A 24,170-nucleotide genomic window follows, 5' to 3' on the forward strand; every position below is an offset into this window, starting at 1 on the left:
ACCCATAAAAACAGTATACTATTGAACAATCTTTAATCTTCCCTAAGATTCAAAGTGGCCGGCCGGATATGCATTGATGGTAAGGTTACACCCTTGTTTTACACTTAATTTTCATTATTACCTTATTCAATTATTTTATGCAAAGAATATCCTTACTTCTTTGCCTGTTGTTATCATGCAATTTGGTTCAGGCATCAACGGGCAATATGGAAGACAATATAGCGAATGCCGCTTCATGGTTGATTTTATTTATTCTACCCATTGCGGGAATTTACCTTTTCTGGAAAGTTCATATTTATCCGGAAAAAGTAGCAGAAAAAAAGAATCACCCTCAATTGAAAGCCATAAAAAGTATGTGCCTCCTTTCCCTTGTTTTTGGAGGCTTATTATGGCCGGTTGCTTTAATCTGGGCCAACTATGATTATGATGATCAAAAAAAAGAAACAGACACTCCTGAAAAAGAACTTACAACGATAGAAAACTAACACGTATGCTGGAATTACTCATTGCCATATATGCCGGAATCTGCTGGCTGCTTATTAAAAAATTTAAACTTATTCCCTGGACATTTACCACACAGGTGGTTGTTTATTCACTTCCTATTTTTGGTAGTATCGCTTTAATATTAAGCCTTAACTATTATTGTCCTATTACCTCTGATGTTAAAGTTGGAAACAGAAGTGTAGATATAACCACCCAGGTTCTGGGAAAGGTAAAAAAAGTCTATGTAACGACCAATCAGGAAGTGAAGAAAGGAGATACCTTATTTGTACTTGACAGAGAACCTTACATACAGGAAATTAAATCTTTGGAAGCCAAACTCAGTAATATGAAAGCTACTGTAAGCTCTTACGATACTGATATCTACGCATCCAAAAAAAATATTTCCGGTTTACAGTCACAGCTGGATCTTGCTAATAAAAGAGTGAGCCAGTATCAGGAATTGGTGGAAGCCGGGGCAGCCAATAGATTTGATCTTGAACAAGCTGTCGCCAATGCACGTGATTTACAATCCCGTATCAGTGCCGCCCAATCTCAGCAACAATCTTTGGAAACCAAATCCAACGCTTCCTACAATGGAGAAAACTCTTCTGTATCTGAAATTCAGGCTAAACTGGATCAGGCAAAATGGAATTTATCTCAAACCGTTGTTTTGGCTCCTACAGATGGGATCATTCCTAATGTTCAGCTTAATGAAGGGGCAATTATGGCACCTTTTAAATCAGCTTTTGTTTTAATTCAAAAGCAGCAGTCTATTATCGGTTTTTTTGCTCAAAATGAATTGGAAACGGTGAAAAAAGGAGATGAAGTGGAGCTGGCTCTTAAAACAGAACCGGGAAAGGTGGTGAAAGCCAGACTTGAATATGTAATCGATGCAACCAGCCAAGGGATCATGAATAATGCGGGAGGAATGCTGGGAGGAAACGGTTCTACTGCCGGACTTCCTGATACGGCCAGACAATTACCGGAAACCGACGGAAAGCTTATCGCCAAATTTGTACTGGAAGAAAACCAGAAACAGCTCACTGTAGGGGCAAGAGGAACAGCTGTCATCTATTCTGATCACATCAAACCTTTGCATCTTATCCGAAAAGTGATGGTCCGTGTAAGTAGTAAAATTAACTTCTTGATTCCCAAACTTCATTAAAATGTATAAAAAAATAATTTTGCTTGGAGTACTTTCTATAAGCTTAAGTTCCTGTATCGGCTATAAAGAGCCCACTGAAGAAAATATGCATCAGCTCAAGGAGAACAGTGAAATTGCCACTCACATTCAAATTCCGGATCATTGGATTTTTGACAGAAAAGCAAATGCAAGATCACTTTCCTATGAATGGATTACAGAGATAAAGACTCCTCAGCTGGATACACTGATCCATGAAGGGATGCTGTATAATGCAGATATTATCATTGCTAAAGAAAAGCTTAATCAGATTGAATTGGCTATGGAAATTGCAGGAAGTGATCTTTATCCAAGTATCAGTGCCGTAGCCAACACATCCCATAATTTGGTGAGTGAAAGGCAAATCCAGCGTCTTGCGGTCAAAGCCAGCTGGGAAATAGATCTGTGGGGTAAAAATAAAGCTTCACAAATGGCGGTTACAAGTGATTATTTTTCAGCAAAGTATCAAAATATCCTCCTGCATCAATCTATAGCTACGATGATAGCCAAAGCTTATTTTTTAAATATTGCAGGAAATATCCAGGAGTATAAAATTGAAAGTTATATTCAAAAATCAAAAGAGCTGGAAAAGCTGTATATGATCCAGAAAAAGGTGGGGACAGCTAATGCATTAGACATATCCAATATATCTGCAGAAATTATTTCACTACAGGGATATCTTGAAAAGGTTAAAAATGCAAATATCCAATCCAGAAGATCCCTGGAATTACTGACGGGGAAATATCCGGAAGGAAAACTCACTACACAAAATTCTTTTGCTGCTTTAGAAAGTGATATCCCATCCTCTTTCCCGTTGCAGCTTTTAGAAAACAGATCGGATATACAGGCTCGCCATTTCCAAATAGAAAAAGCTTTTTATGAAGTACAGCAGGCCAATGCAGCAAGACTACCTTCACTGAGCATTAATACTTCTTTAGGAACAGCCAGCAGCAATGCAGAGTCTATCAATTCTTTGTTTTCCAATCCATTGGTAAAAGTGGGCAGTGGACTGGTTTCCCCGTTATTCAACCATGGAAAGCTGAAAAAAAATGTAGAAATAAAAAATTCCCAACAAAAGCAAGCTGTAGAGGAATATTCAAAAACAGTTCTGAATAGTTTGAGTGAAGTAGAATCATCTTTAGCAAACCTGCGTTCTATAGAAAAACAACATTCTTATAACCAAAGTGCCATCGATGAACTTAAAAACAATATTGAACTCACTCAAAAGCAGATAAAAGTGGGTTCGAGTAATAGTTTCATCCTGGTTCGAAAACAGAGGGATCTTCTTAAAAATGAAATGAATCTCATCAATCTGGAACTTCAGTACAGGATAGAACGGATCAACCTCTATATGGCTTTAGGAGCAGGAAACTTCATATTTTCATAATTTTATACCAAAAGACTGCTGATAGAATCAGCAGTCTTTTTTATTCAATACCCATTAAATCTTTAGGCATTATCACGTCTTCAACGGTGATGTATAAAGTTGGCCGTTGTCTATATTCGACATCAATGGGGAAGTTTATCTCTGAAATATCCGTACACCCATGTTCCTGCAACAGCACTTATAAGAGTAATGGATACGGCTACAGCTCCTGTACCTATCTGAGCAAAGAGCGGCCCGGGGCATGCTCCTGTAATCGCCCATCCAAAACCAAAAATCAAACCTCCGTAAATCTGGCCTTTATTAAATTTTTTAGGAACCAGTGTAATAGGTTCTCCGTCAATTGTTTTTATATTCATTTTTTTGATCAGCCATACCGAAATTATTCCCACTAAAACAGCACTTCCGATAATTCCGTACATATGGAAAGATTGCAGGCGAAACATTTCCTGTATCCTGAACCAACTGATCACTTCGGCCTTCACAAAAATAATTCCGAATACTACTCCTGCTATAAGATACTTCAGGTGATGATACCATTTATTATTATTCACACCGATACATTCCGTATCAACTACATCATTATTTTGATCTATTTTTTTTATCATTACTTTTTATTCAGTTTCTAAAATTAGACTTATAAGGAAAGGATGACCGGCAGAATCAGATTGGCCATTAAAAATCCTCCTGCCATAAAGCAGATGGTAGCGACTAAAGATGGCCACTGTAAATTGGAAAGCCCCATAATAGCATGTCCACTGGTACATCCTCCTGCATATCGGGTTCCGAATCCTACCAAAAATCCACCTACCACCATTATGATAAACCCTCTCAGGGTAAGCACACTTTGGAAATTCATCAGCTGTACAGGAACAAGGTTGCTGTAATCTGTAATTCCATAGCCTGCCAATTCTGTTTTCAGATGAGGATTAACATTGATTTCTGCTGGATTAATCAGAAAATGAGCCGCGACAAATCCTCCGAAGAAAATCCCCAGCACAAAAAATAGATTCCAGGCTTCTTTCCTCCAGTCGTACTTGAAAAAGCTCACATTGGACGGTATACAGGCAGCACATATATGCCTCAGCGAGGAGCTTATCCCAAAGGATTTATTTCCCATAATCAGTAAAGCGGGAACGGTAAGCCCGATCAACGGACCTGCGATATACCAGGGCCATGGTTCTTTTATAATCTCCAACATCTTTATTTTTTTAATCTAATTTATTTAAAATTTTATTCTGACACATAAAATCACTTTTAGGAACATCGGTAGAAGCTATGGCTTTAAAACCTCCCTCAATTTCTGTAAAATTCCTGTAGCCTCTTGCCTGAAGAATACTGGCAGCCATCATGCTTCTGTACCCCCCAGCACAATGCAGATAAAAATGTTCTTCAGCGTTGATCCGGTTGATCCATTCGTTAATGTAGGCTAACGGCTTGTTATAGGCATTATCTACATGTTCAGCACTGTATTCGCTTTCTTTTCTTACATCAATAATCTGAACCTCTTTATCTTTTATTTCTTTCTCAAACCGGTCTGCAGTAATCCGCTTTACCGAGTCTGTTTCTTTTCCGCTTTGCTTCCATGCTTCAAAACCTCCTCCTAAAAAGCCTAAAATATGATCGAAACCTACTCTGCTCAACCTTGTTACAGCTTCTTCTTCCTTTCCGATGTCTGTTACCAGCAGAACAGGTTGATTAACGTTTCCAATCAGTGTTCCTACCCACGGAGCAAAATCACCATCTAATCCTATGTTCACAGATTGAGGGATAAAACTTTTGGCAAATATACCGTTACTTCTTACATCCAAAATTAATGCACCTGAAGCTTCTGCCAATTCTTCAAACTGCTCCGGAACAAGAGCGTGTAGCCCTTGTGACAGCACTTCATCAAAGCTATGATATCCTTTTTTATTCATCAGCACATTCATTCCAAAGTAAGCTGGTGGAGGCAGAAGCCCATCTGTAACGGCATGAATAAAACTTTCTTTGTCTTTTTGATTGAGTGCATAATTGGTTTCTTTCTGATTTCCCAATGTATCAATGGTTTCTTTCTGCATATTTTTTCCACAGGCAGAGCCTGCTCCATGGGCCGGATATACCGTTATATCATCCTTCAGGGGTAAAATTTTCTTATATAAGCTATCGTACAGCAGCCCTGCCAACTCTTCTTTGGTCATCTCTGCTGCTTTCTGAGCGAGATCCGGACGTCCTACATCTCCCAAAAATAAAGTATCACCACTAAACAGGGCTTTTTCCTCTCCATTTTCATCAATCAGCAGGTAACAAGAGCTTTCCATTGTGTGCCCGGGTGTATGAAGAACTTTAATCTTAATATTTCCCACTTCAAATATCTGATTATCTTCAGCTATTATAGCCTGAAACTCAGTCTGAGCAGTGGGGCCGTATACAATCCGGGCTTTTGTCTTATTACTTAAATCAACATGTCCGCTGACAAAATCGGCATGAAAATGAGTCTCAAAGATGAATTTCAGTTGAACTTTATCTTTTTCCAATCTTTCCAGATAAGGATGCACTTCCCTAAGTGGATCAATAATTGCCGCCTCTCCGGCAGAAGTAATATAATATGCTCCCTGGGCCAAACATCCTGTATAAATCTGTTCTATTTTCATTTTATTTATTTTTGATTTTGTTTTCCTATACAAAGTTCCCTTTTTCTGTTTTCTCCTACAGTTACTTTTGTTACATAGCAGAATTTTGAAACAGATATTTGCGTTTTCTAACCACAAAAGGCACAAAAGATTTTTTTAACACTTTAGTTCACTTAAGAAAATTTAGAAACTGTTGCATAACAAGTTCACAGAAGATGAAAATCTATGATTTTCATAAAAATTAAGTGCTCTTTCCACCACATAAATACTTATAGAAATATTTCCCTGGTAATAATGTAAATGCCCATCACCAGGATAAACCATCCAAATATCGGCTTCAACTTTTTACCATCTATTTTTTTTGACAATTGCGAGCCTATTATAATTCCTATGACAGCAATAGCTGTAACAGATACCAGTAAGTTCCAGTCTATTTTTGTATTATGCACGGAAGAGAAGAAACCGATCAGAGAGTTTAGAGAAATAATAACCAAAGAAGTCCCTATTGCCGTTTTCATAGGAATTCTCAACAGATTTACCAATGCCGGAATGATCATGAAACCACCTCCTGCTCCAACAAATCCGGTCAATATGCCCACCATTACGCCCTGTCCGGCGGCCAACAAAGTTTTACGGCTTTCTGATCGGGTCTCTAAAGTTTTCAGAGGAGAATTATTTCCTATCATTTTATAGGAGGCCAGAATCATTAAGCCTGCGAAAATCAGGAGGAGAAAAATATTTTTGGTGACTATAAAAGTATCTATTCTGGCAACTTCTTCAGGAATTAAAGGCAGCAAGTAGCTTCTGGTGAGAAAAATTGAAATAATGGAAGGTAATCCAAAGATCAACGCCATTTTACTATTGATCAATCCTTTTTTGAAATATGACAAAGAGCCTACCGCACTGCTTATTCCTACTATAAAAAGAGAATATTCTGTTGCCAGAAAAGTGTCTAGCCTAAAAAGATAAACCAATACAGGAACTGTCAGAATACTTCCGCCGCCACCAATCAACCCAAGAGAAATTCCTATTAAAATTGCGGCTGTATAACCTATGATTTCCATTTGTTCAAATAATTATAATGCAAAAATGGAAATGTTTAAGAACAGCCACAGCTACTTTTGTTACATAACGAAGAAGCTAAACACAAATAACACCATTATTATCATAGTGGAAGATTTTGCAACCTAAGAATATTGTGAAGAGATTAAAGGATATAATATAACCACCCCGTCAAATCTTTGATTTGCCCCCTCTCCGATGGAGGGAAATATGAGGCTTATTATTAACCTGGGGGTTTGCTACCCATTGTCTTTTTTCAGGAGAACGATTTTGTTTCTGCCCAGTTTTAGTCTTCCTTCTTCTTCCAGTTGTTTAAGAAGCCTTGATACCACTACCCTGGCTGTTCCCAGTTCATTGGCAAGCTGTTCATGGGTGGTACTGATCGTTTCTGAGCCGGTAATTTCAGATTTTTTATAGAGCAGCTTCAATAATCTTTCATCCACCTTTTTAAAAGCAATAGCATTGATGATATCCAATAAGTCTTCAAAACGTTTATGGTAAAGCCTGAAAATATAATCCAGCCATTCCGGATGTTCTTTGATAAAAAGGGAAACCTGATCTACCGGAAGAAAAAGAATCTCCGCATCTTCTTCTACCTCAGCTTTAACGATACTTTTCTCATTGTGCATTCCACCAAGGAAGGACATGATACAGCTTTCCCCGGATTTAATATAATACAACAGGATTTCCCGGCCATCTTCTTCCGTTCTGATCACCTTGATCATTCCCTTCATTACAATAGGAATAGAACGTATAGAAGCATTTTCGTCTAAAATAATATCTCCTTCACTGTAATTTTTCGTTACTCCCACCCGGTACAGTTTTTCTACAAGATCCGGTGATGATGAGAATTCTGAATAAAGTACGCTGTCCTGCATTTTATTTCAATTTTGGCTAAAGTACACCAATTTCATCAACAAACAACCACGCTTTTGAATCAGCTCCAGGATTTCCTGCCGGAATAATTCCTGCATTTTCTATGATCACCTTCAGGTATTTTGCATTTTGAGAACCTGCATTCAATTTTATTTTCCCTTTGGTATTTTGAATCTCTTCTTTTCCGATCTCTTTTATAAGTTTAAAATTCTTATTATCGTCAGAAACAAAAATTTTGGCCGACTTAGCAAGATGAATCCAGCTTCCTTTATTTTCCAGGGTATTAAAGTAAACTTCTGAGAAACCTGTTTTCTGCCCAAAATCTATGGTTGCCACCACATCTTTTCCCTGAAATCCCAGCCACGTTTTACCAAGCTGTTTTACATTACCTATAATACCGTCTACTAAAGTAAAAGCACCTCCAAAGGAATAGTTTTCGCTCGGTTGTTGCTCAAGAGTGATTTTTTTCCCTGTCGTTTTCGAAATGCTAAATTCCTGAGATGAAACAGCACTTTTCAGCTGACCATTCTCAAAATATGCGGATTGAATTGTTAAAGAACCTGGGATTGAAACAGGTTTTTGATAGGTATTAGAATTGATGGTGGGAGCTGTTCCGTCTACTGTATATCTGATCCCATCTGAATTTTGTGAAGTGGATAGTTCGTAAGCAATACCATTATTGGCCGGAATTACCTTTCCTGAGATATTGTAAATACTCTTGGCATAATTCACCTTCATTTTATCCAAAACTCTGAACTGGCTGATCACTCTGTTTTCAAATTCTTTATAATTTTTAGGATCTGAGGTTCCCCATCCTACTTCAGAAAGTGCCAGTAACCTTGGGAATATCATATACTGTACCTGTTTAAAGTCCAGAATATATTCCGTCCATAAATTCGCCTGAACTCCCATAATGTATTTTGCCTGTTCTGCATTCAATTCAGCAGGGATAGGGTTATAAGAATACACTTTATCAAGTGGTGTAAAGCCCCCAAAAGCATTGGGCTCTGATTGCGGATCTCCCTGATAATGGTCAAAATAACAGTATGCACCCGGTGTCATTACTGCAAAATGTTTTGATTTTGCGGCTTCAATACCACCATTTACTCCAGTCCAGCTCATTACAGCAGCATTTGGAGCTAATCCTCCTTCCAAAATCTCATCCCAACCGATGATTTTTCGGCCTTTACTGTTTACATATTTTTCTATTCTATGAATAAAATAGCTTTGCAGGCCATGTTCATCCTTTAAATTATTTTTCTTAATCAATTCCTGGCAGTGGGCACATTCTTTCCATCTTGTTTTCGGACATTCATCACCACCAATATGGATATATTGGGAAGGAAACAGCTTAATCACCTCATCTAAAACATTTTCCAAAAAGGTAAAAGTTTCATCTTTAGGGCAGAAAACATCATCAAAAACACCCCATTTTGTAGCGGCTTCAAAAGGTCCTTTGGTACATGCCAATTCAGGATATGCTGATAAAGCTGCCAAAGCGTGTCCCGGCATTTCTATTTCCGGAACAACGGTTATATGTCTTTCCTGTGCATATTTCACCACATCTTTGATCTGTGCCTGGGTATAAAAATAAGGCCCATAAGGTTTTCCATCAAAAGTGTTATCAACATAAGCTCCAATCATAGATTCCTTACGTTTGGAACCTATCTGCGTAAGTTTCGGATATTTTTTAATTTCAATTCTCCATCCCTGATCATCGGTTAAATGCCAGTGAAAAGTATTTAATTTATACATCGCCAAATAATCGATATACTGTTTCACCTCATCCACTGTAAAAAAGTGGCGACAAACGTCAAGGTGCATACCACGCCATGCAAATTTGGGCTGATCTTCAATTCTTAATGCTGGAATTTTTCTATCTTCTCTATGTTCTTCAAAAAGCTGAAGCAAGGTCTGAAGTGCCAGAAAATATCCCTGTTTTGTATGGGACGTGATAAAAATTCCTTTTGATGAAATGGAAAGTGTATATTTTTCTTTCACCTCTTCAGTAGTCACAGGAATTTTGGGCTGTGGAACCAACGCTTGGGTAAGTTGAGCCTCTTCTCTTTTACTGCTGTACTTAAATTTAACCAGTGAGCCGAGACGCTTTTTGAAATAGTCAGTTTCTTCTTTTGGAAGCTGATCACTCAGTATCAATGTTTCCGGAATGATAAACACTCCATCTTCCAAGGTTATATTTTGTGGATAAGGAATCAGATTAAGCTTCTTTTGAGCCCCCAAAACAGTTGAGAAAAGAATAGAAAATAAAAAAAGAAAACGTTGCATTTAAGTATGATTAAGGTTTTAGCTAAGATAATTATTTTCTAAAACTTATTGACTCATTTTAGATAATTAAAAACTATTTCTGGTAAAAGCTACAACCGGCCTCACAGATAATGAAAAATCGATAAACATTTAAGAATAACTTTTTAAGAAGATTGAAGTAATCCCAGGGGTAAAAAAAATTGTGGTTTATTTTTTGCTAAGTGTAAGCAACTACAAAGAATAAACATTTAAATTTGTAAAAAAAATACGATGAAAAAAAACATTTTTATAGCAGCCGGATTATTATTTTCAATTTCTACACAGGCTCAGCTTTTAGATATTTTAAAATCTACAGTGAAAGATAAAACAGGTGTTGATCTTAATGCTCCTGTAAAAACAAAAGGTTCAGCCACAACAACAGCGACCACTCCTTCTACTTCTACGAAGACATCTGCTACTTCAACTGCCAATCTTGGTAATCTTACGTCTTCACAGATCTCATCAGGATTAAAAGAAGCTTTAAACATTGGAGTCACTGATGGAGTGAAGAAACTGGCTTTAACCGATGGATTTTTCAAGAATGAAGCTGTAAAAATTTTAATGCCTGAAAAATTAAGAAAAATTGATACGACCTTACGTTCTCTGGGAATGGGAAGTCTTGCTGATGAAGGGGTAAAATTACTAAACAGAGCTGCAGAAGATGCGGTAACGGAAGCTGCCCCTATCTTTACCAATGCCATTACCTCTATGACGATTACAGATGCTAAAAACATTCTGTTGAGTACTGATAATGCTGCGACCAATTATCTTCAGGGCAAAACCCAAAGTCAGCTATTTACTGCTTTTCAGCCTAAAGTAAAAGCTTCTCTTGGGAAAGTAGGTGCAGACACAGTATGGAAGAACCTTATCTCAAAATACAATACCTTCACAGGACAAGCCGTAACTACTGACCTTAACGAATATGTTACTACAGAAACCATCAATGGAGTTTTCAAAATGGTGGCTCAGAAGGAAAGTGGAATCAGAAACACTCCGGCAATGAGAACGACAAGCATTTTGCAGAAAGTTTTTGGGGCGCAGGATGGGAAATAAATTTCATTTGTCTTGAAACAAAAATTCAGGATCCGGATTTCTTTGCTAACCATACATTCTGTTCTCTGAAAATTCTAAACTCGTGCCGATCGGTATGTGTTTACAACCTATTAGAAGAATTTATATCACATAAAAAAGCCTTGTCAGTGACAAGGCTTTTTATTTTATTTAGAATTGCATTTCAGGAATTTCTCCTTCGATGATCAGATCCGCTTCTGTAGCATTGATGATATGTTCTACTGAAATACCGGGAGCTCTTTCCACTAGTTTGAAACCTTCGGGGGTAACGTCCAGTACGGCTAATTCAGTAACCACTCTTTTTACACAGTTGACTCCTGTCAGTGGAAGTGTACACTTTTTCAGGATTTTACTTTCTCCTGCTTTGTTGACGTGCATCATGGCTACGATAATATTCTCAGCAGAAGCTACTAAATCCATAGCACCTCCCATTCCTTTCACCATTTTTCCAGGAATTTTCCAGTTGGCAATATCTCCGTTCTCTGAAACCTCCATAGCCCCAAGAATGGTAAGATCTACTTTCTGGCCACGGATCATTCCGAAACTGAATGCAGAATCAAAGAATGAACCTCCTTCTAAAATAGTGATTGTTTGTTTTCCGGCATTGATGATATCTGCATCTTCTTCACCTTCGAAAGGGAAAGGTCCCATCCCCAAAACTCCGTTTTCACTTTGGAATTCTACGGAAATACCATCCGGAACATAGTTGGCAACCAATGTAGGAATTCCTATTCCCAGGTTTACATAATAGCGATCTTTCAGTTCTTTTGAAATTCTTTTGGCAATTTGTTCTTTTGTAAGCATAATAAAAACTTAGACTGCAATTTAATTATTTTCAACTGAATACAAAAGGTCTTTGTTGCGCTTGACAATTAACAGTGTTAGTTAAAATAATATCTGTAATTTTGCAACATTATTTACTAGAATGAAAATACTTTTAAGATACCTTAAACCTTACCAATGGTTGATCATTATATCTTTGCTATTGGCAACTATTAATCAGGTTTTCTCATTATTTGCTCCGGCAATTACAGGGAATATCCTGGACCAGTTGGTCACCCATCCTAATTTTTTTGATAAAGAAAAACTCTTACCGAGAAATCTGGATGACTATTTATACGGAAACAAAATATACCATGGTGCCTTTTACTTTTTAGGATTGCTTATCGGAACAGCAATGGTAAGCAGAATTGCCAAAGCTTTTCAGGATTATGTGGTAAGTGTTATCACCCAGAAGTTTGGGGCAAAAATCTTCACAGACGGCTTAAAGCACTCCATGGCACTGCCTTATCAGGAATTTGAAGATCAAAGGAGTGGTGAAACATTATCTATTTTAACGAAAGTAAGAGAGGATTCTGTAAAATTCATCACCAATTTCATCAATATTTTCTTTGGAATCTTAGTCAGTATCATTTTCGTTTCTGTGTATGCTATCCGGTTACATTGGTCGATTATGCCGGTATATATCTGCGGAATATTTCTGATCGCATTTATCACCAATTTACTGAGTAAAAGGATAAAAAGCATTCAGAAAAATATTGTTTCTGAAACTACGGCTTTAGCGGGAAGTACAACGGAAAGTTTAAGAAATATAGAAATTGTAAAGAGTTTAGGACTCACCAATCAGGAAGTTATCCGATTGAACAATAATACCTACAAAATTTTGGGTCTTGAGCTTAGAAAAGTTAAAAGCATCCGTTCTTTAAGTTTTATTCAGGGAACGATGGTCAATTTTCTTCAACAGCTGATCACGCTGACCTTATTATTTTTAATTTTTAAAAATGTTGTGACTCCCGGACAATACCTGTCTCTGATGTTTTATGGTTTTTTCATTTTCGGACCGATGCAGGAAATTGGGAATATCATCATTTCTTACCGTGAAGCCGAGGCTTCTCTCTTCAATTTTGACAGTTTAATGAAAAAAAATGTGGAAGAAAAACCTCTTCATCCCAAGCAGATTGGTGCTATTGAGGAATTGGAGTTTAAGCATGTTTCTTTCAAACATCAAACGGCTCAGTATAAGGCGCTGAATAATATTTCTTTTGACGTTAAAAATGGAGAAACCATTGCTTTTGTGGGACCCAGCGGTTCTGGAAAAAGTACATTGGTCAAATTACTGGTGGGACTTTACAGGCCTCAGGAAGGAAATATCTTTTATAATACCATTAATGGAAAAGAATTTGATTTTGACGAACTGAGAAATCAGATTGGTTTTGTAACTCAGGACACTCAGCTATTTGCAGGAACCATTAAAGAAAATCTTCTTTTTGTCAATCCGAAAGCTACAGAATCTGAACTGGCGGCAGCTTTGCAGAAGTCCAGCTGTACCGCATTACTGGAAAGAGCAGAAAAGGGTATAGAAACAGTGATTGGAGAAGGAGGACTGAAACTGAGTGGTGGTGAAAAACAAAGAATTGCCATTGCCAGAGCACTTTTAAGAAAACCCCATCTATTGATATTTGATGAAGCAACTTCAGCATTGGACAGTATTACTGAAGAAGAAATAACTTCTACAATAAAAGATATTTCAAAAGAAAAAGAACAAATTACCGTTCTCATTGCTCACCGTTTAAGTACGATCATGCATGCAGACAGAATTTATGTTCTTGAACGTGGGCAAATCGTGGAAACAGGATCTCACGAAAACTTAATTTCCGAAAAAGGGTTGTACTATGCCATGTGGCGACAACAAATCGGAGAAAGGAAAACGCTTATTTCACAAGCATAAAAAAAATAAAGCGCTGAATGTATTTTCAGCGCTTTATTTTTTTATGGTAATCAGGAGTTACTCTTTAGTTCTCACTGTTCTCTGCTCTATTCTCTTTTCAAATTTTTCTCCCTGGAAAATCCTCTGGATCATGATTCCCGGAATATGAATCTGATTAGGATCCAGTTCTCCCGGTTCCACCAATTCTTCCACTTCGGCAATGGTTATTTTAGCGGCTCCCGCCATAGGGTGGTTAAAGTTTCTGGCAGATCCTTTAAAAATAAGGTTTCCGGCATGATCCCCTTTCCATGCTTTCACAATAGAAAAGTCTGCATCGTAAGCATGTTCCAGGATGTGCGGTTTTCCGTTAAATTCTTTTACCTCCTTCCCTTCTGCAACTTCAGTACCATAGCCTGCCGGCGTATAAAAAGCTGGAATTCCGGCCTGAGCTGCTCTGCATTTTTCTGCTAAAGTTCCCTGTGGAGTAAGCTCAACATCCAATTCACCTGAAAGCATCTGTCTTTCAAATTCAGCATTTTCGCCTACATAAGAAGAGATCATTTTTTTAATCTGTCTTTTGTGAAGCAATAATCCTAACCCGAAATCATCTACTCCTGCATTGTTTGAAATACAAGTCAGCTCTTTCACATCACTTTCTACCAAAGCATTGATTGAATTTTCAGGGATACCGCAAAGCCCAAACCCTCCAAGCATCAATGTCATCCCATCTTTAATTCCGTCGATGGCTTCCTTTGCATTTTTTACTCTTTTATCTATCATGAAATATTAGATTTTTCTGTTGGCTAAATTTAATAAATTTTCCCATATATATGATGATGGGAAATGATACTGAATTCCCCATTCTACCAAATGGTTCTTTTTTACTATTTAAAGCCATAAAAATCAAATTATTACTACCAAAAACGAACAAGTCTGTTCATTTTTTTCGTATTTCTCAACAAATTGATTTATATTTGAAGCTGTAAATTCAGAAATATTATACACTATACTTCCGATGTAATTTATGTAAACACAATTTCAATGTAAAATTATTTCCCGGCAGCCCAGTCTCTGCCCTACTATCCTTTTCGACCTTATAGGCTTATCTATTTTCAATACGAAAACACACTAATCAGTACATAAACCATAAACTTAATAAAAAAGCATGAAAAAATTATTTACGTCAGCGTTACTGGCTCTAGTACTCAGCATCAACGTATATGCACAGGAAAAAACTTATTTTGATGAAAACTGGGAAAAAACAACCCAGGCTAATATGGAATATTACCGTGAGACTACTCCCAAAGGTAAACTTACCCTCATCAAAGATTTCTATAAAAACGGAACGCTGCAAATGGAAGGTCTTGCTTCTGATACCACTCCAAACAGTGAAGTTTTCGAAGGTAAAGTAACCTGGTATACTCCTGAAGGCAAGATTATGAACTTCGTCACCTACTCCAACGGCAAACAGGTAGGTCCTTCTCAATCCTATGATGCCAGCGGAAAACTGATAGAAGATTTAGTATATAAAGCTGACGGTACGTTCAGTGGAAAATCCTTTAGCTATAAAGACCCGGAAAGTGAGTATTACTACAACTCTCTCACTCTATATGAAAACTCTACACCAACCCAAACGATTATTTATGACGAGGATATCAAAGGGATCAGATCTGAATCCATTATCAATAAGAATGGAGGCTATGAAAATAAATACTATGGTGAAAAGGGTAAGTATATTGGCAGTGCAACCTCTGAATCCGGTAGTGAAAGCACACAAGTAGAATATTACTATAACCCGATGAGGGTTTCCAAAATTGAAAAATATAAAAGCGATGGCAGCATAAAAGAAGGTGTTATCTATGGAAAGAATGGAAAAATTCTGCAGGAACAGAAAAGAAATAAAAAAGACGGCTATAAAACTACATATGATGAATCCGGAAAAAAAATAGCCCATTTAATTTATCAATACGATAAAGAAAGTGATACCTATACCCCTATGGACGGTGATGACTATCAGTTCAGCTATGATTACAGCTATATTTCAACCGTTGATGTTTATAAAAACGGACTCGTCACACTTAATAAAGTATTTGACGAAAACGGGAAGCTTTCTACGGAAACGTTGCTAAAGGACGGTTCTACCCAGGAAATTAAATACTATTCGCCGGAAGGTAAATTAAGGTCCACATTGACGTATAAAGATGATTTGCCTTTTAGCGGGACTTCCTATGATGGACTTACCGAAAAACAGTATAAGGATGCCGTTTTGGTCAGCAGCAAAGTATATTATGAGGAAAAAAAGCTGAAATCCGAAAAGAAATTAAACTCTAAACAGGATGCTTATGATGCGACGGTTTATGATGATAAAGGAGTAATTTTGTATACCTATAACCAGCCAGTAAGCGAAGATGGAGATGATGATTACAGTTTTACAGCACAGGTTGTACAGTATGTAAAAGGAAAACCTGCCAACAAATCTTCTGTAAAAGCCGGCATTCTTCAGAGTGGAAAAATCAAATTCAAATTAGCCAGCGGAGCAAGGGAGCTTGAGCGCAATGGAAAATGGATCTTGTTAAAAATTTACAGTTCGGAAGGAAAACTTCTTCAGGATACTAAGATTCTGGCAGATACCGGGGAGAATTCTTTTGCTACGGATAATCAAACTTTTATTCTCGAAGAGTATTTACACCCAGATTTTGAATAACATCTCAATCACTTTATGATACGAAAAGCGGCTTCAGTTTTTGAGGCTGCTTTTTTATAAAATAAAAGTTCAGTATCCTGCAGTGACCGGGTATGATGTGCAAAACCTTTTTATTTACTGTAAAAAAACAGGCTGCCATTTCTGGCAGCCTGTTTATCTCTTATGTTAATTTCCTTTTTACTGAATAATCAGTTTTAAAGTGAATAATTTTCTACCGTGTACTTTCACAAAGTATACTCCTTTCGGAAGGTTTTCATTCACTAAAGAGAAACGTTGATTATTGATATTTTTTGATACATACAGCAATTCGCCTGATGCGGATACCAATTCAATTTTCTCAATTGGATAATCACTCTTAATGAAAGTAGGTTCTCCCGGTTTAGTAGGGTTTGGATATAACACTACATTTTTCTCGGTACTTCTTGTCTCCTCTGTTCCTAAAGTAGGTGAAGTCACCTGAAACTGTACTCTGTTTGAAACCTCGGTATAAGAATCATTGGTAAACATCACCATATAATAATTGCCCGGTGTGGCAGGTACTGCCGTTCCCTGAATTGTTTTTGTTCCCTGTGTAATCCCGTCAAAGTAAGTATAGGAAACAAAATTATCATCCGGAGTCTGAATATTTTGCGGATAAATTCCTAACCAGTCTTTAATAATTCCCGGAGAATCTGTCCATGATGCAGTAATACTCTCTCCAAGGGTATAAACAGGTTTGTTGGTCCATAATTCGGTAACAATGTCTCCGACTTTAAAGAATACTTTCTCCCCAATTCCGGTATAGCCATCTTCCAATAGGTACTGAGCATAATAATATCCTTTGGGAAGACCTGTAAAATTAAGAGTTCCTGATGCCGCTGTCACATAACTCCATTTTAAAGAATTTGTGGTTCCCGGAGTCTGTCCCATTTTATAGATCCCGATCCAGTCTTTCACCAGGTTGGGTCCGTTGCTGAAATTAATCACCACAGTCCCTCCTACAGGATAGGCATCAGCAGTAGTTTGCAGCTGAACTTTCGGGCCTACATAGAAGTTTTTTCTTGGGGTAATTTCCGTATATCCACCGTTGGCAAAAAAGCCTGCAAAGTACTGCCCCTTCGCAGCTAAACCATTATTGAAAGTAACCGTTCCTGCAGTCTGACCGTTGGTATAGATAAATCCCTGTGAAGTTGTAGTGGCCGGTGTCTGTCCTTTTTTATAAAGTCCTACCCAATCCTGCTGATTTCCGGGACCTCCTGTAAAAGTGGCAACAATAGGTTCGCTTTGAGTGTATTCAGTTTTGTCTAAAGCAAATGTAGGGTTGGATACCACACTTCCTACAATTTCAAATTGTTTTACATCACTCCATTCACTCCATTCAAGATTTCTGTCTCTGTATCTTGTTTTCACATAATAAGTACCGTTCGGGATAGAATTAGCTGCCAGCATTACTTTTGTAATATCCACTCCATCATTAAGGTTTTTGGCTTTATCCGGATTTCCGTTACCGTCTTTTCCGAACCAGTTTTCAAAATCACGGTAGACTTCTTTTTCAATGACAGAAAAATCTGCTGCTTTACTGATCAGGAACTGAGTGGTATTTAAAAGTTCCCCGTTTGAAGATGAAAATGCACTTCCATTCAATGTCAAAGGTAAGGTAATTGGACCGGTAAAAGTATTGGTAACAGATGGTTTCGCAGGTTTTGGCTGGTTCTTATATCTGTGGAAAGAATCTACCAATTCATTGTTTTTCTTAGTATATACCCCTCCGATAGAGTAACACTCTACGTCTACCTTTCCGCTTTGTACATCTACTTCTACGATCTGGTACGTCCAGTCCGTTAGCGTTTTCTGAACATCATCAAAATCCTGCTCATTAGACATTCCCCAATATTGATCCCAGGCAGTTCCTCCTGAAATAATCTGATAATTCGGTGTATTTTTCAGCTGACCTCTGTGGTACAGGTGATGGTGAGCTCCTACATGCATTAAGTATTTATCAGAAGTCACTAAAAGTGGTACCGCATTATTTCTTACCCACGTAGAAATATCTCCTACATATTGTTCTGCCTGATAGGGTCTGTGGCTTAAAGAGATGATCCAGTCTACCGTAGGGTCATTGTTGGCTTCATTTAAAATCTGCTGCAGCCAGGTCTGTTGTGCAGCACCGGTATGCTCAGAGCTCAAACTTACAAACAATACATTTCCTGCCTGCTGAGCATAGTAATTCTCATTTCCGGAAGTGATATTCTTATATTTAATCTCATCAATATAAAAATGAGCATAATAAGAATTCATTCCTAAAGTTCCATAGGTTTCATGATTTCCTACTGTTGTCTGGATAGGCAGGTAAGGTGATAATTTGATATTCTTTTTAAAATGAACATTTTCATAATGATCCAATGTTCCTACATCTACCTGATCTCCTACCATAAACGTAAGGGCAATATTATCCGAAGGGTCGGCTGTGGCACCAAACTTTTGCTTTAATTTTTTAAAAGCATTCAAAGTAAGGGTATCATATCTTGGTTCTGCCTTGATCTGATTATCTCCCATGATAAGGAAACGGATTTTCCCATCAGCCGTTACAGGTTGCCCCGGTAAAGGAAGTGTTCTGAAATTATAAACTGCAGACTCACTGGTTCCTGTTTTTATCTTATAATAGTATTTTGTATTGGGCTGTAAGTTGGTAACTTTTGCCGTGTGATAATAGTAATTGTTATTATATCCTGTATCCGAGAAGATATTGGTTGTCCCGGTTACAGTTACATTCAGATTCGTTGGAGAGTTTCCGTAAATCACGGTTGTTTCGTTATTGGAAGCTGTTTTCCAATTGACGATCATAGAATTCGGAGTAGGGTTTTGCAGATAGGGAAACAAAGCCTGCCCGAATGCCATCTGGACCGCGAAACAAAAAAAGAAGAAATAATGTTTCATAGTAGTTTAATTTTAAAATAGCATATAGAGTTATAAATTGTAAATCAGTGCTTTAAAAATCTTTATTCTGATTTTTATTTCGGGCAAAAGTAGACTTCCCATATAAACTGTGGCTGATGGAATCTTAACGAAAATGTTAAATTTTTAACAAAAACTCAATGAAAAAATTATAGTTTTTACTACATTATTTGTTTGGTATATATAAAAACTATTTTGTACATTTGCAACCTGTTATTCAACCTCTGACGAAAAGCGTGTAAGTTGCTTAGCTTTAACATTTTATTTATTAATAATGGATTTATTAAAGTACGTACAAGACAAGTACATTACAAAAAAAGAATTCCCTGAATTCAAAGCAGGTGATACAATCACTGTGTATTACGAAATTAAAGAAGGACAAAAAACAAGAACTCAGTTCTTCAAGGGAACAGTTATCCAATTAAGAGGTGCTGGATCTACAAAAACTTTTACCATCAGAAAAATGAGTGGTGATGTAGGTGTAGAGAGAGTATTCCCTATTAACTTACCTGCACTTCAAAAAATTGAAGTTGATAGAAGAGGTAGAGTTAGAAGAGCTAGAATTTACTACTTCAGAGACCTTAGAGGTAAAAAAGCAAGAATTAAAGACGCTGCTTACAAGAAGAAATAATTCAGACAACAATACATACAAAAAGAGGCTGTTTACATACGTAGACAGTCTCTTTTTTTATAAGTGATAAATGATAGATAAGTCACTCTGTATATGGATTTCCTTTTCCGGTTTCCAGGAATTGTTTCAGGCTCCCGGTAAATTGTATCCAGCCTTCAGAGCATATGTCGTAGCATTCAATAGCCGGGTGTAATCCCATGTGGGTAAGATGCAGCAATACATCTGTTTCCTTCTGCTCTATCTCCCAAATTATTGTTGTACCTATCCATTCCGTCTGATTCTTTAATTCAGGAAGGGCAATCAATGAATCTTCCACATACCAGATTATTTTTGAATTGGAAACCAACTCTTCCACCCGTATTGTTTTGTGAATATTTTCCCCGAATCTTATAGTGAATACTTCACCGGCCCCTGCTGATGAGCCACTAAACATTTCAGACCACCAGAGAGAAACCTGATGGGTCAGAGCTTCATACACCTTATCTGCTGTTGCTTTCATTGCAATGATAGTACTGTAACTTTCCATAAAATCAGTATTTAATATGGTTTTGTCATACAATTTTATGCAAATTATTTTTCAACAGACTTTGCATAAGGCAAGAAATTGACCTCTTTATCAAATCTTCCACTGGCCACTCGGAAACAAGTATGTCTTATACAGATGTTTGCTGTACGTTTTACTCATTTTTCATCAGATACTGTAAAGGCGTAGACCCTGTGTGTTTTTTGAAAAACTCTATGAATGCACTATCTGATGAGAAATCTAGAATATAAGCCACCTCTCCAATAGAATTCCCTTCCACTAAAAGTTCAATCGATCTCTGGAGACGCCATTGCTGCCTCCATTCCTGATAAGACAATCCGGTTTCTTTCTTAAAAATACGGCTTATCGTTTTTTCAACAGCGCCAATTTCTTTGGCCAAATGAGTCAACATAGGTGGTATAGAAAGTCGCAAAGTCCATTGCTCTACTGTTTTTTTTAGCCGCATGTCCTGAGGCATGATAAGTGTTAGCTTTTCTTCAGGTGCAGTAATGATTTCGTTCCAGAATACACTTAGAATATTCTCTTTATTAAGATCAGGAGCTGTCCATTCCCAAAAGCAGATCCTTTCAATAATTTCTTTTAATAAAGAATTGACATGCAAAACTTTAAGTCCTGAGCTCATATATTTTTGAGCGTAGCTTTCATCAAAATAGATCGATCTGTACGCCACCATATTCCGAAAATTTACCCTATGAATTTCATGGGTAGGAATCCATAGCATTCTGAATGGCGGAAGAACAAACTGTCTGTCAGAAGTCGTAACCGTCATACAGCCTGAAGGAGCATACAGCAACTGGGCTTTAGCTTGATGAAAATGAAACCCGGAATCATGCAAAACCATATCCGAAGCAATCCCTATAACTTTTCCGGGGATGATATCCGCATCAAATTCCTGATCCTGTTTCAGTATAGCCATGTCCTATTTTTGATATTTTTTGTTTTTATATCATTATAAATATACGTTCAATTTTTCAAAACTTTGCAGAAAAAAATGAAAAAGACAAATCCCCTTTGGCTGATGATACTGCTGGTCATGCTTCCACAGTTTGCAGAGACTATATATAGCCCTGCTTTACCATTGGTACAGGAGCATTTTGGAGTAAAAGAAGGATCAGCAGCACTCACTATCAGTCTGTATTTCATCGCGTTTGCATTGGGAGTGGCATTCTGGGGAGTTCAGTGCGACAGGATCGGAAGGAAAAAATCATTGGAATATGGGCTTATCACCTATGGAGTAGGAACGCTGGCTGCTGTCTTCGCTCCCAACTTCACCATCTTACTTATTGCCAGGATTATTTCCGCGTTTGGAATTTCTGTAGGATCCATTGTTACCCAAACTATTCTGCGTGACAGTTATGATAAAGAGAATATCAGTAAAGTATTTTCCTGGATTGGAATAGGTTTATCCATCAGCCCGGTTATCGGCATGATTACAGGTTCTGTATTGGCTTCTACTACAGGGCATCAGGGTATTTTCATTACCTTATATCTGCTGGCTGTTTTATTTTATATCCTATCCAGAAGAAAGGTATCTGAGACCCGCTATCCGGGAAAAGAAATAAATAGGAGAACTCTGACTGATCTATTAAAACGAATGCTTAAAGACCGCGAAATAATCAAATGCTGTTTATTAATTATGAGTTTTAATGTACTCTTATTTTCTTACTATGCGCTGGCTCCTTTTATTTTTAAACAGAATCATTATTCTTCCTATGCTTTTGGATACAGCAGTATTATCCTGGCTGGAGGAACGTTTATAGGGGCAAAACTTAACAGGTTTCTGTTATTAAAAAATACATCACCCAAAACTTTAGTTAAAATAAGTACCCTGGGATCATGTATTGCTTCTGCTTTTGTATGGATACTGGCAGGTAAAGGAATATACTTCTTAATCCCTTATTTTTTCATTGTCATGGCATTCAGCATTGCCATTCCCAATATCCTGAGTACAGCACTGATACAGTATAAAAATGAAACAGGAAGTGCAGGAGCCCTGCTGGGTCTTATCTATTATAGTATGATAGGAACAGGACTGATAAGCGTTGGGTATATTCAGAACTTAGGACTTTCTTCTCTCATTTTTTCAGGAATCGGGGCCATGGCCCTATTTATATTTAGTGAGAAAAAGAATTAATCTAATGTGAAATATTATTATAAAAAAATGATTACCAGAAATATATACAAATAACAAATCCCTGTTATCAACCTGCTTACAGCTTAAAAGCTTAGAGCTTGTTTAAATTTTATTCGGGAATTCTTATATATTTTGTTGACAAGACTCGATAGGTCAGTTTGAAATTATTTTTTGATTAAAAAGATAAACGCAAAGCTTATGAATAATTCCGCTTTATTTTAAGTGGGATGTATGCTTATCCATACGCTTCGACGAATCAACGAAGTTGATTCTATCCTTTTCTCCCTGAAAATACGGATAATGAAGCTAAAGCTTTGCGCTAGGAAAACACATCATCAGTACATGATCTTTTTAATCAAAAAAATCCTTAAAGAATGTGATTGGGATAAAGATTTGAATGTTATACAAAAAATCAAATTTAGAAATAAAAAAGGCTTAGTATTTCAAACAGTAAAATATTTGAAATACTAAGCCTTTTCGTTTCTATCCTATTGTATAAAATCATATAAAGCTTTAAAAAATTTAGGATAGACTTCTATATGTGGCAAATGTCCTACATTCTCAAGTTCCACAAGTTTTGAACCGGCAATCTCCCGCTGGGTTTTCTTTCCCAATTCCTGGTATTGCCCCATTTTAGGTTGAAGTTCTTTAGGAGCCCTATCCTTTCCTATTGCCGTTCTGTCCCTGGTTCCTATAATCAGCAAGGTTGGAGTCATTATATTTTTAAATTCATAGCAAACCGGCTGGTTATAAATCATATCAGTAGTCAGGGCAGCATCCCATGCTACCTGTGGATAGTCTTTATGAAGCGTCCATCCGGCAATCAGATCCAACCAGGGCTGATATTCATCTTTCCATTTATTGTCATAATAAAATTTCAACTGATAATTTTTATAAGTTTCGGCGGTATTTTTCAGCTCTGCCTGGTAGGCCTTATCTATGGTCTGATATCCGGCAAAGGTTTTATAATCTTCAAGCCCTATGGGGTTTTCAAGGATCAGTTTCTGAACTTTTTCCGGATATAGCAGAGTAAACCTGGTGGCTACCATCCCTCCCATTGAATGTCCAAGGACAATAACTTTATCAAGCTTCAATTCATCCAACATGGCTTTGGTATTTTCTGCCAACTGTGAAAAGGAGAACTGATAATTCTGAGGTTTAGACGACTTACCAAATCCTATCTGGTCCGGAATAATTACCCTGAACCCCTTAGCAGACAAATCTTTAGCCGTATGTTCCCAATAGGCCCCATTAAAATTCTTCCCATGAAGAAGCATAATTGTCTTTCCATTGGGATTTTTGGGTTTTACATCCATATAAGCCATTTTTATATCATTATTCTGAGATTGTAAACTGATAAAATGGACATCGTAAGGATATTTATATTCTGAAAGTACAGCATCTAACGGTTTTACCTGGGAAAATGCTACTCCCGGGCTAACGGTTAACACCAGCATCGCAACTATATTTCTGAAATATTTCATGAACTTTATTTTAGTTATTAAAATTAAAAAAACCGCTTCAAAAGAAGCGGTTTTCAACTG

At 37.3% G+C, this 24,170-nt stretch carries 20 protein-coding genes; 8 read left to right on the forward strand and 12 right to left on the reverse strand.

From position 1 onward, the window contains the following. Nucleotides 1-206: 206 nt before the first annotated feature. The 3 genes from B8967_RS10630 to B8967_RS10640 are packed head-to-tail and all read left to right on the forward strand — an operon-like array spanning nt 207 to nt 3,050. Nucleotides 207-485, forward strand: coding sequence for a DUF3302 domain-containing protein (locus B8967_RS10630; protein WP_228406120.1), 279 nt, complete (start codon nt 207-209; stop codon nt 483-485). Between the two features lie 5 nt (nt 486-490). Then, the gene (locus B8967_RS10635) at nt 491-1,648 is read left to right on the forward strand and encodes an HlyD family secretion protein (RefSeq protein ID WP_084086077.1); all 1,158 of its coding nucleotides are present in this window, start codon (nt 491-493) and stop codon (nt 1,646-1,648) included. Nucleotide 1,649: 1 nt separating this feature from the next. Further along, nucleotides 1,650-3,050: a TolC family protein gene (locus B8967_RS10640; protein ID WP_084086078.1), complete on the forward strand. Its 1,401-nt coding sequence runs from the start codon at nt 1,650-1,652 to the stop codon at nt 3,048-3,050. A 122-nt stretch (nt 3,051-3,172) separates the two neighbouring features. Here B8967_RS10640 and B8967_RS10645 read toward each other — a convergent pair whose 3' ends face one another. The 6 genes from B8967_RS10645 to B8967_RS10670 all read right to left on the reverse strand — a co-directional run bounded on the left by B8967_RS10645 (nt 3,173) and on the right by B8967_RS10670 (nt 9,883). Then, entirely contained in the window at nt 3,173-3,655 is a 483-nt protein-coding gene (locus tag B8967_RS10645; RefSeq protein ID WP_084086079.1) for a DUF6691 family protein, read from the reverse strand. Between the two features lie 29 nt (nt 3,656-3,684). Further along, a complete protein-coding gene (locus B8967_RS10650; RefSeq protein ID WP_084086080.1) occupies nt 3,685-4,248 on the reverse strand; it encodes a YeeE/YedE family protein in 564 nt (187 codons plus the stop codon). A gap of 10 nt (nt 4,249-4,258) precedes the next feature. Beyond that, a complete protein-coding gene (locus B8967_RS10655) occupies nt 4,259-5,680 on the reverse strand; it encodes an MBL fold metallo-hydrolase (RefSeq protein WP_084086081.1) in 1,422 nt (473 codons plus the stop codon). Nucleotides 5,681-5,928: 248 nt separating this feature from the next. Next, nucleotides 5,929-6,723 (reverse strand): sulfite exporter TauE/SafE family protein, encoded by a 795-nt coding sequence (locus B8967_RS10660; RefSeq protein WP_084086082.1) that lies wholly within the window; start codon nt 6,721-6,723, stop codon nt 5,929-5,931. A 237-nt stretch (nt 6,724-6,960) separates the two neighbouring features. Beyond that, nucleotides 6,961-7,599 (reverse strand): Crp/Fnr family transcriptional regulator, encoded by a 639-nt coding sequence (locus B8967_RS10665; RefSeq protein ID WP_084086083.1) that lies wholly within the window; start codon nt 7,597-7,599, stop codon nt 6,961-6,963. Between the two features lie 16 nt (nt 7,600-7,615). Next, nucleotides 7,616-9,883 carry a glycoside hydrolase family 20 protein gene (locus B8967_RS10670; RefSeq protein WP_084086084.1) on the reverse strand — a complete coding sequence of 756 codons (2,268 nt, stop codon included), beginning with the start codon at nt 9,881-9,883 and terminating at the stop codon, nt 7,616-7,618. A gap of 249 nt (nt 9,884-10,132) precedes the next feature. Between B8967_RS10670 and B8967_RS10675 the strand changes: the two genes are divergently transcribed. Then, complete coding sequence (locus tag B8967_RS10675; RefSeq protein WP_084086085.1) at nt 10,133-10,954, forward strand: DUF4197 domain-containing protein; 822 nt, start codon at nt 10,133-10,135, stop codon at nt 10,952-10,954. A gap of 168 nt (nt 10,955-11,122) precedes the next feature. Here the strand turns inward: B8967_RS10675 and B8967_RS10680 are convergent, their stop codons facing one another. Then, the gene (locus tag B8967_RS10680; protein WP_047485615.1) at nt 11,123-11,776 is read right to left on the reverse strand and encodes a CoA transferase subunit B; all 654 of its coding nucleotides are present in this window, start codon (nt 11,774-11,776) and stop codon (nt 11,123-11,125) included. A 121-nt stretch (nt 11,777-11,897) separates the two neighbouring features. On the opposite strand from B8967_RS10680, the gene B8967_RS10685 reads away from it, so the two are divergent. Further along, entirely contained in the window at nt 11,898-13,700 is a 1,803-nt protein-coding gene (locus B8967_RS10685; protein ID WP_047485617.1) for an ABC transporter ATP-binding protein, read from the forward strand. A 57-nt stretch (nt 13,701-13,757) separates the two neighbouring features. On the opposite strand, the gene B8967_RS10690 is transcribed toward B8967_RS10685, so the two are convergent. Then, nucleotides 13,758-14,459 (reverse strand): CoA transferase subunit A, encoded by a 702-nt coding sequence (locus B8967_RS10690; protein WP_047485619.1) that lies wholly within the window; start codon nt 14,457-14,459, stop codon nt 13,758-13,760. Between the two features lie 385 nt (nt 14,460-14,844). Between B8967_RS10690 and B8967_RS10695 the strand changes: the two genes are divergently transcribed. Beyond that, nucleotides 14,845-16,383 (forward strand): toxin-antitoxin system YwqK family antitoxin, encoded by a 1,539-nt coding sequence (locus B8967_RS10695; RefSeq protein ID WP_084086086.1) that lies wholly within the window; start codon nt 14,845-14,847, stop codon nt 16,381-16,383. Between the two features lie 177 nt (nt 16,384-16,560). Here B8967_RS10695 and B8967_RS10700 read toward each other — a convergent pair whose 3' ends face one another. Next, nucleotides 16,561-19,299: a fibronectin type III domain-containing protein gene (locus B8967_RS10700; protein ID WP_084086087.1), complete on the reverse strand. Its 2,739-nt coding sequence runs from the start codon at nt 19,297-19,299 to the stop codon at nt 16,561-16,563. 292 nt (nt 19,300-19,591) lie between these two features. Here B8967_RS10700 and rplS point away from each other — a divergent pair, with 292 nt between their 5' ends. Further along, nucleotides 19,592-19,948, forward strand: coding sequence for a 50S ribosomal protein L19 (rplS, locus tag B8967_RS10705; protein WP_047485623.1), 357 nt, complete (start codon nt 19,592-19,594; stop codon nt 19,946-19,948). 82 nt (nt 19,949-20,030) lie between these two features. Here rplS and B8967_RS10710 read toward each other — a convergent pair whose 3' ends face one another. Next, nucleotides 20,031-20,474 (reverse strand): SRPBCC family protein, encoded by a 444-nt coding sequence (locus B8967_RS10710; RefSeq protein WP_143330505.1) that lies wholly within the window; start codon nt 20,472-20,474, stop codon nt 20,031-20,033. A gap of 151 nt (nt 20,475-20,625) precedes the next feature. Next, nucleotides 20,626-21,408 carry an AraC family transcriptional regulator gene (locus B8967_RS10715; RefSeq protein ID WP_084086089.1) on the reverse strand — a complete coding sequence of 261 codons (783 nt, stop codon included), beginning with the start codon at nt 21,406-21,408 and terminating at the stop codon, nt 20,626-20,628. Between the two features lie 75 nt (nt 21,409-21,483). On the opposite strand from B8967_RS10715, the gene B8967_RS10720 reads away from it, so the two are divergent. After that, the gene (locus tag B8967_RS10720; RefSeq protein WP_084086090.1) at nt 21,484-22,626 is read left to right on the forward strand and encodes a multidrug effflux MFS transporter; all 1,143 of its coding nucleotides are present in this window, start codon (nt 21,484-21,486) and stop codon (nt 22,624-22,626) included. Nucleotides 22,627-23,114: 488 nt separating this feature from the next. Here the strand turns inward: B8967_RS10720 and B8967_RS10725 are convergent, their stop codons facing one another. Next, nucleotides 23,115-24,110, reverse strand: a complete 996-nt coding sequence (locus B8967_RS10725; RefSeq protein ID WP_084086091.1) for an alpha/beta fold hydrolase — start codon at nt 24,108-24,110, stop codon at nt 23,115-23,117. Nucleotides 24,111-24,170 lie beyond the last annotated feature (60 nt).

Origin of the sequence: Chryseobacterium sp. YR221 (genome assembly GCF_900176315.1) — a bacterium.
Lineage (GTDB): Bacteria > Bacteroidota > Bacteroidia > Flavobacteriales > Weeksellaceae > Chryseobacterium > Chryseobacterium rhizosphaerae.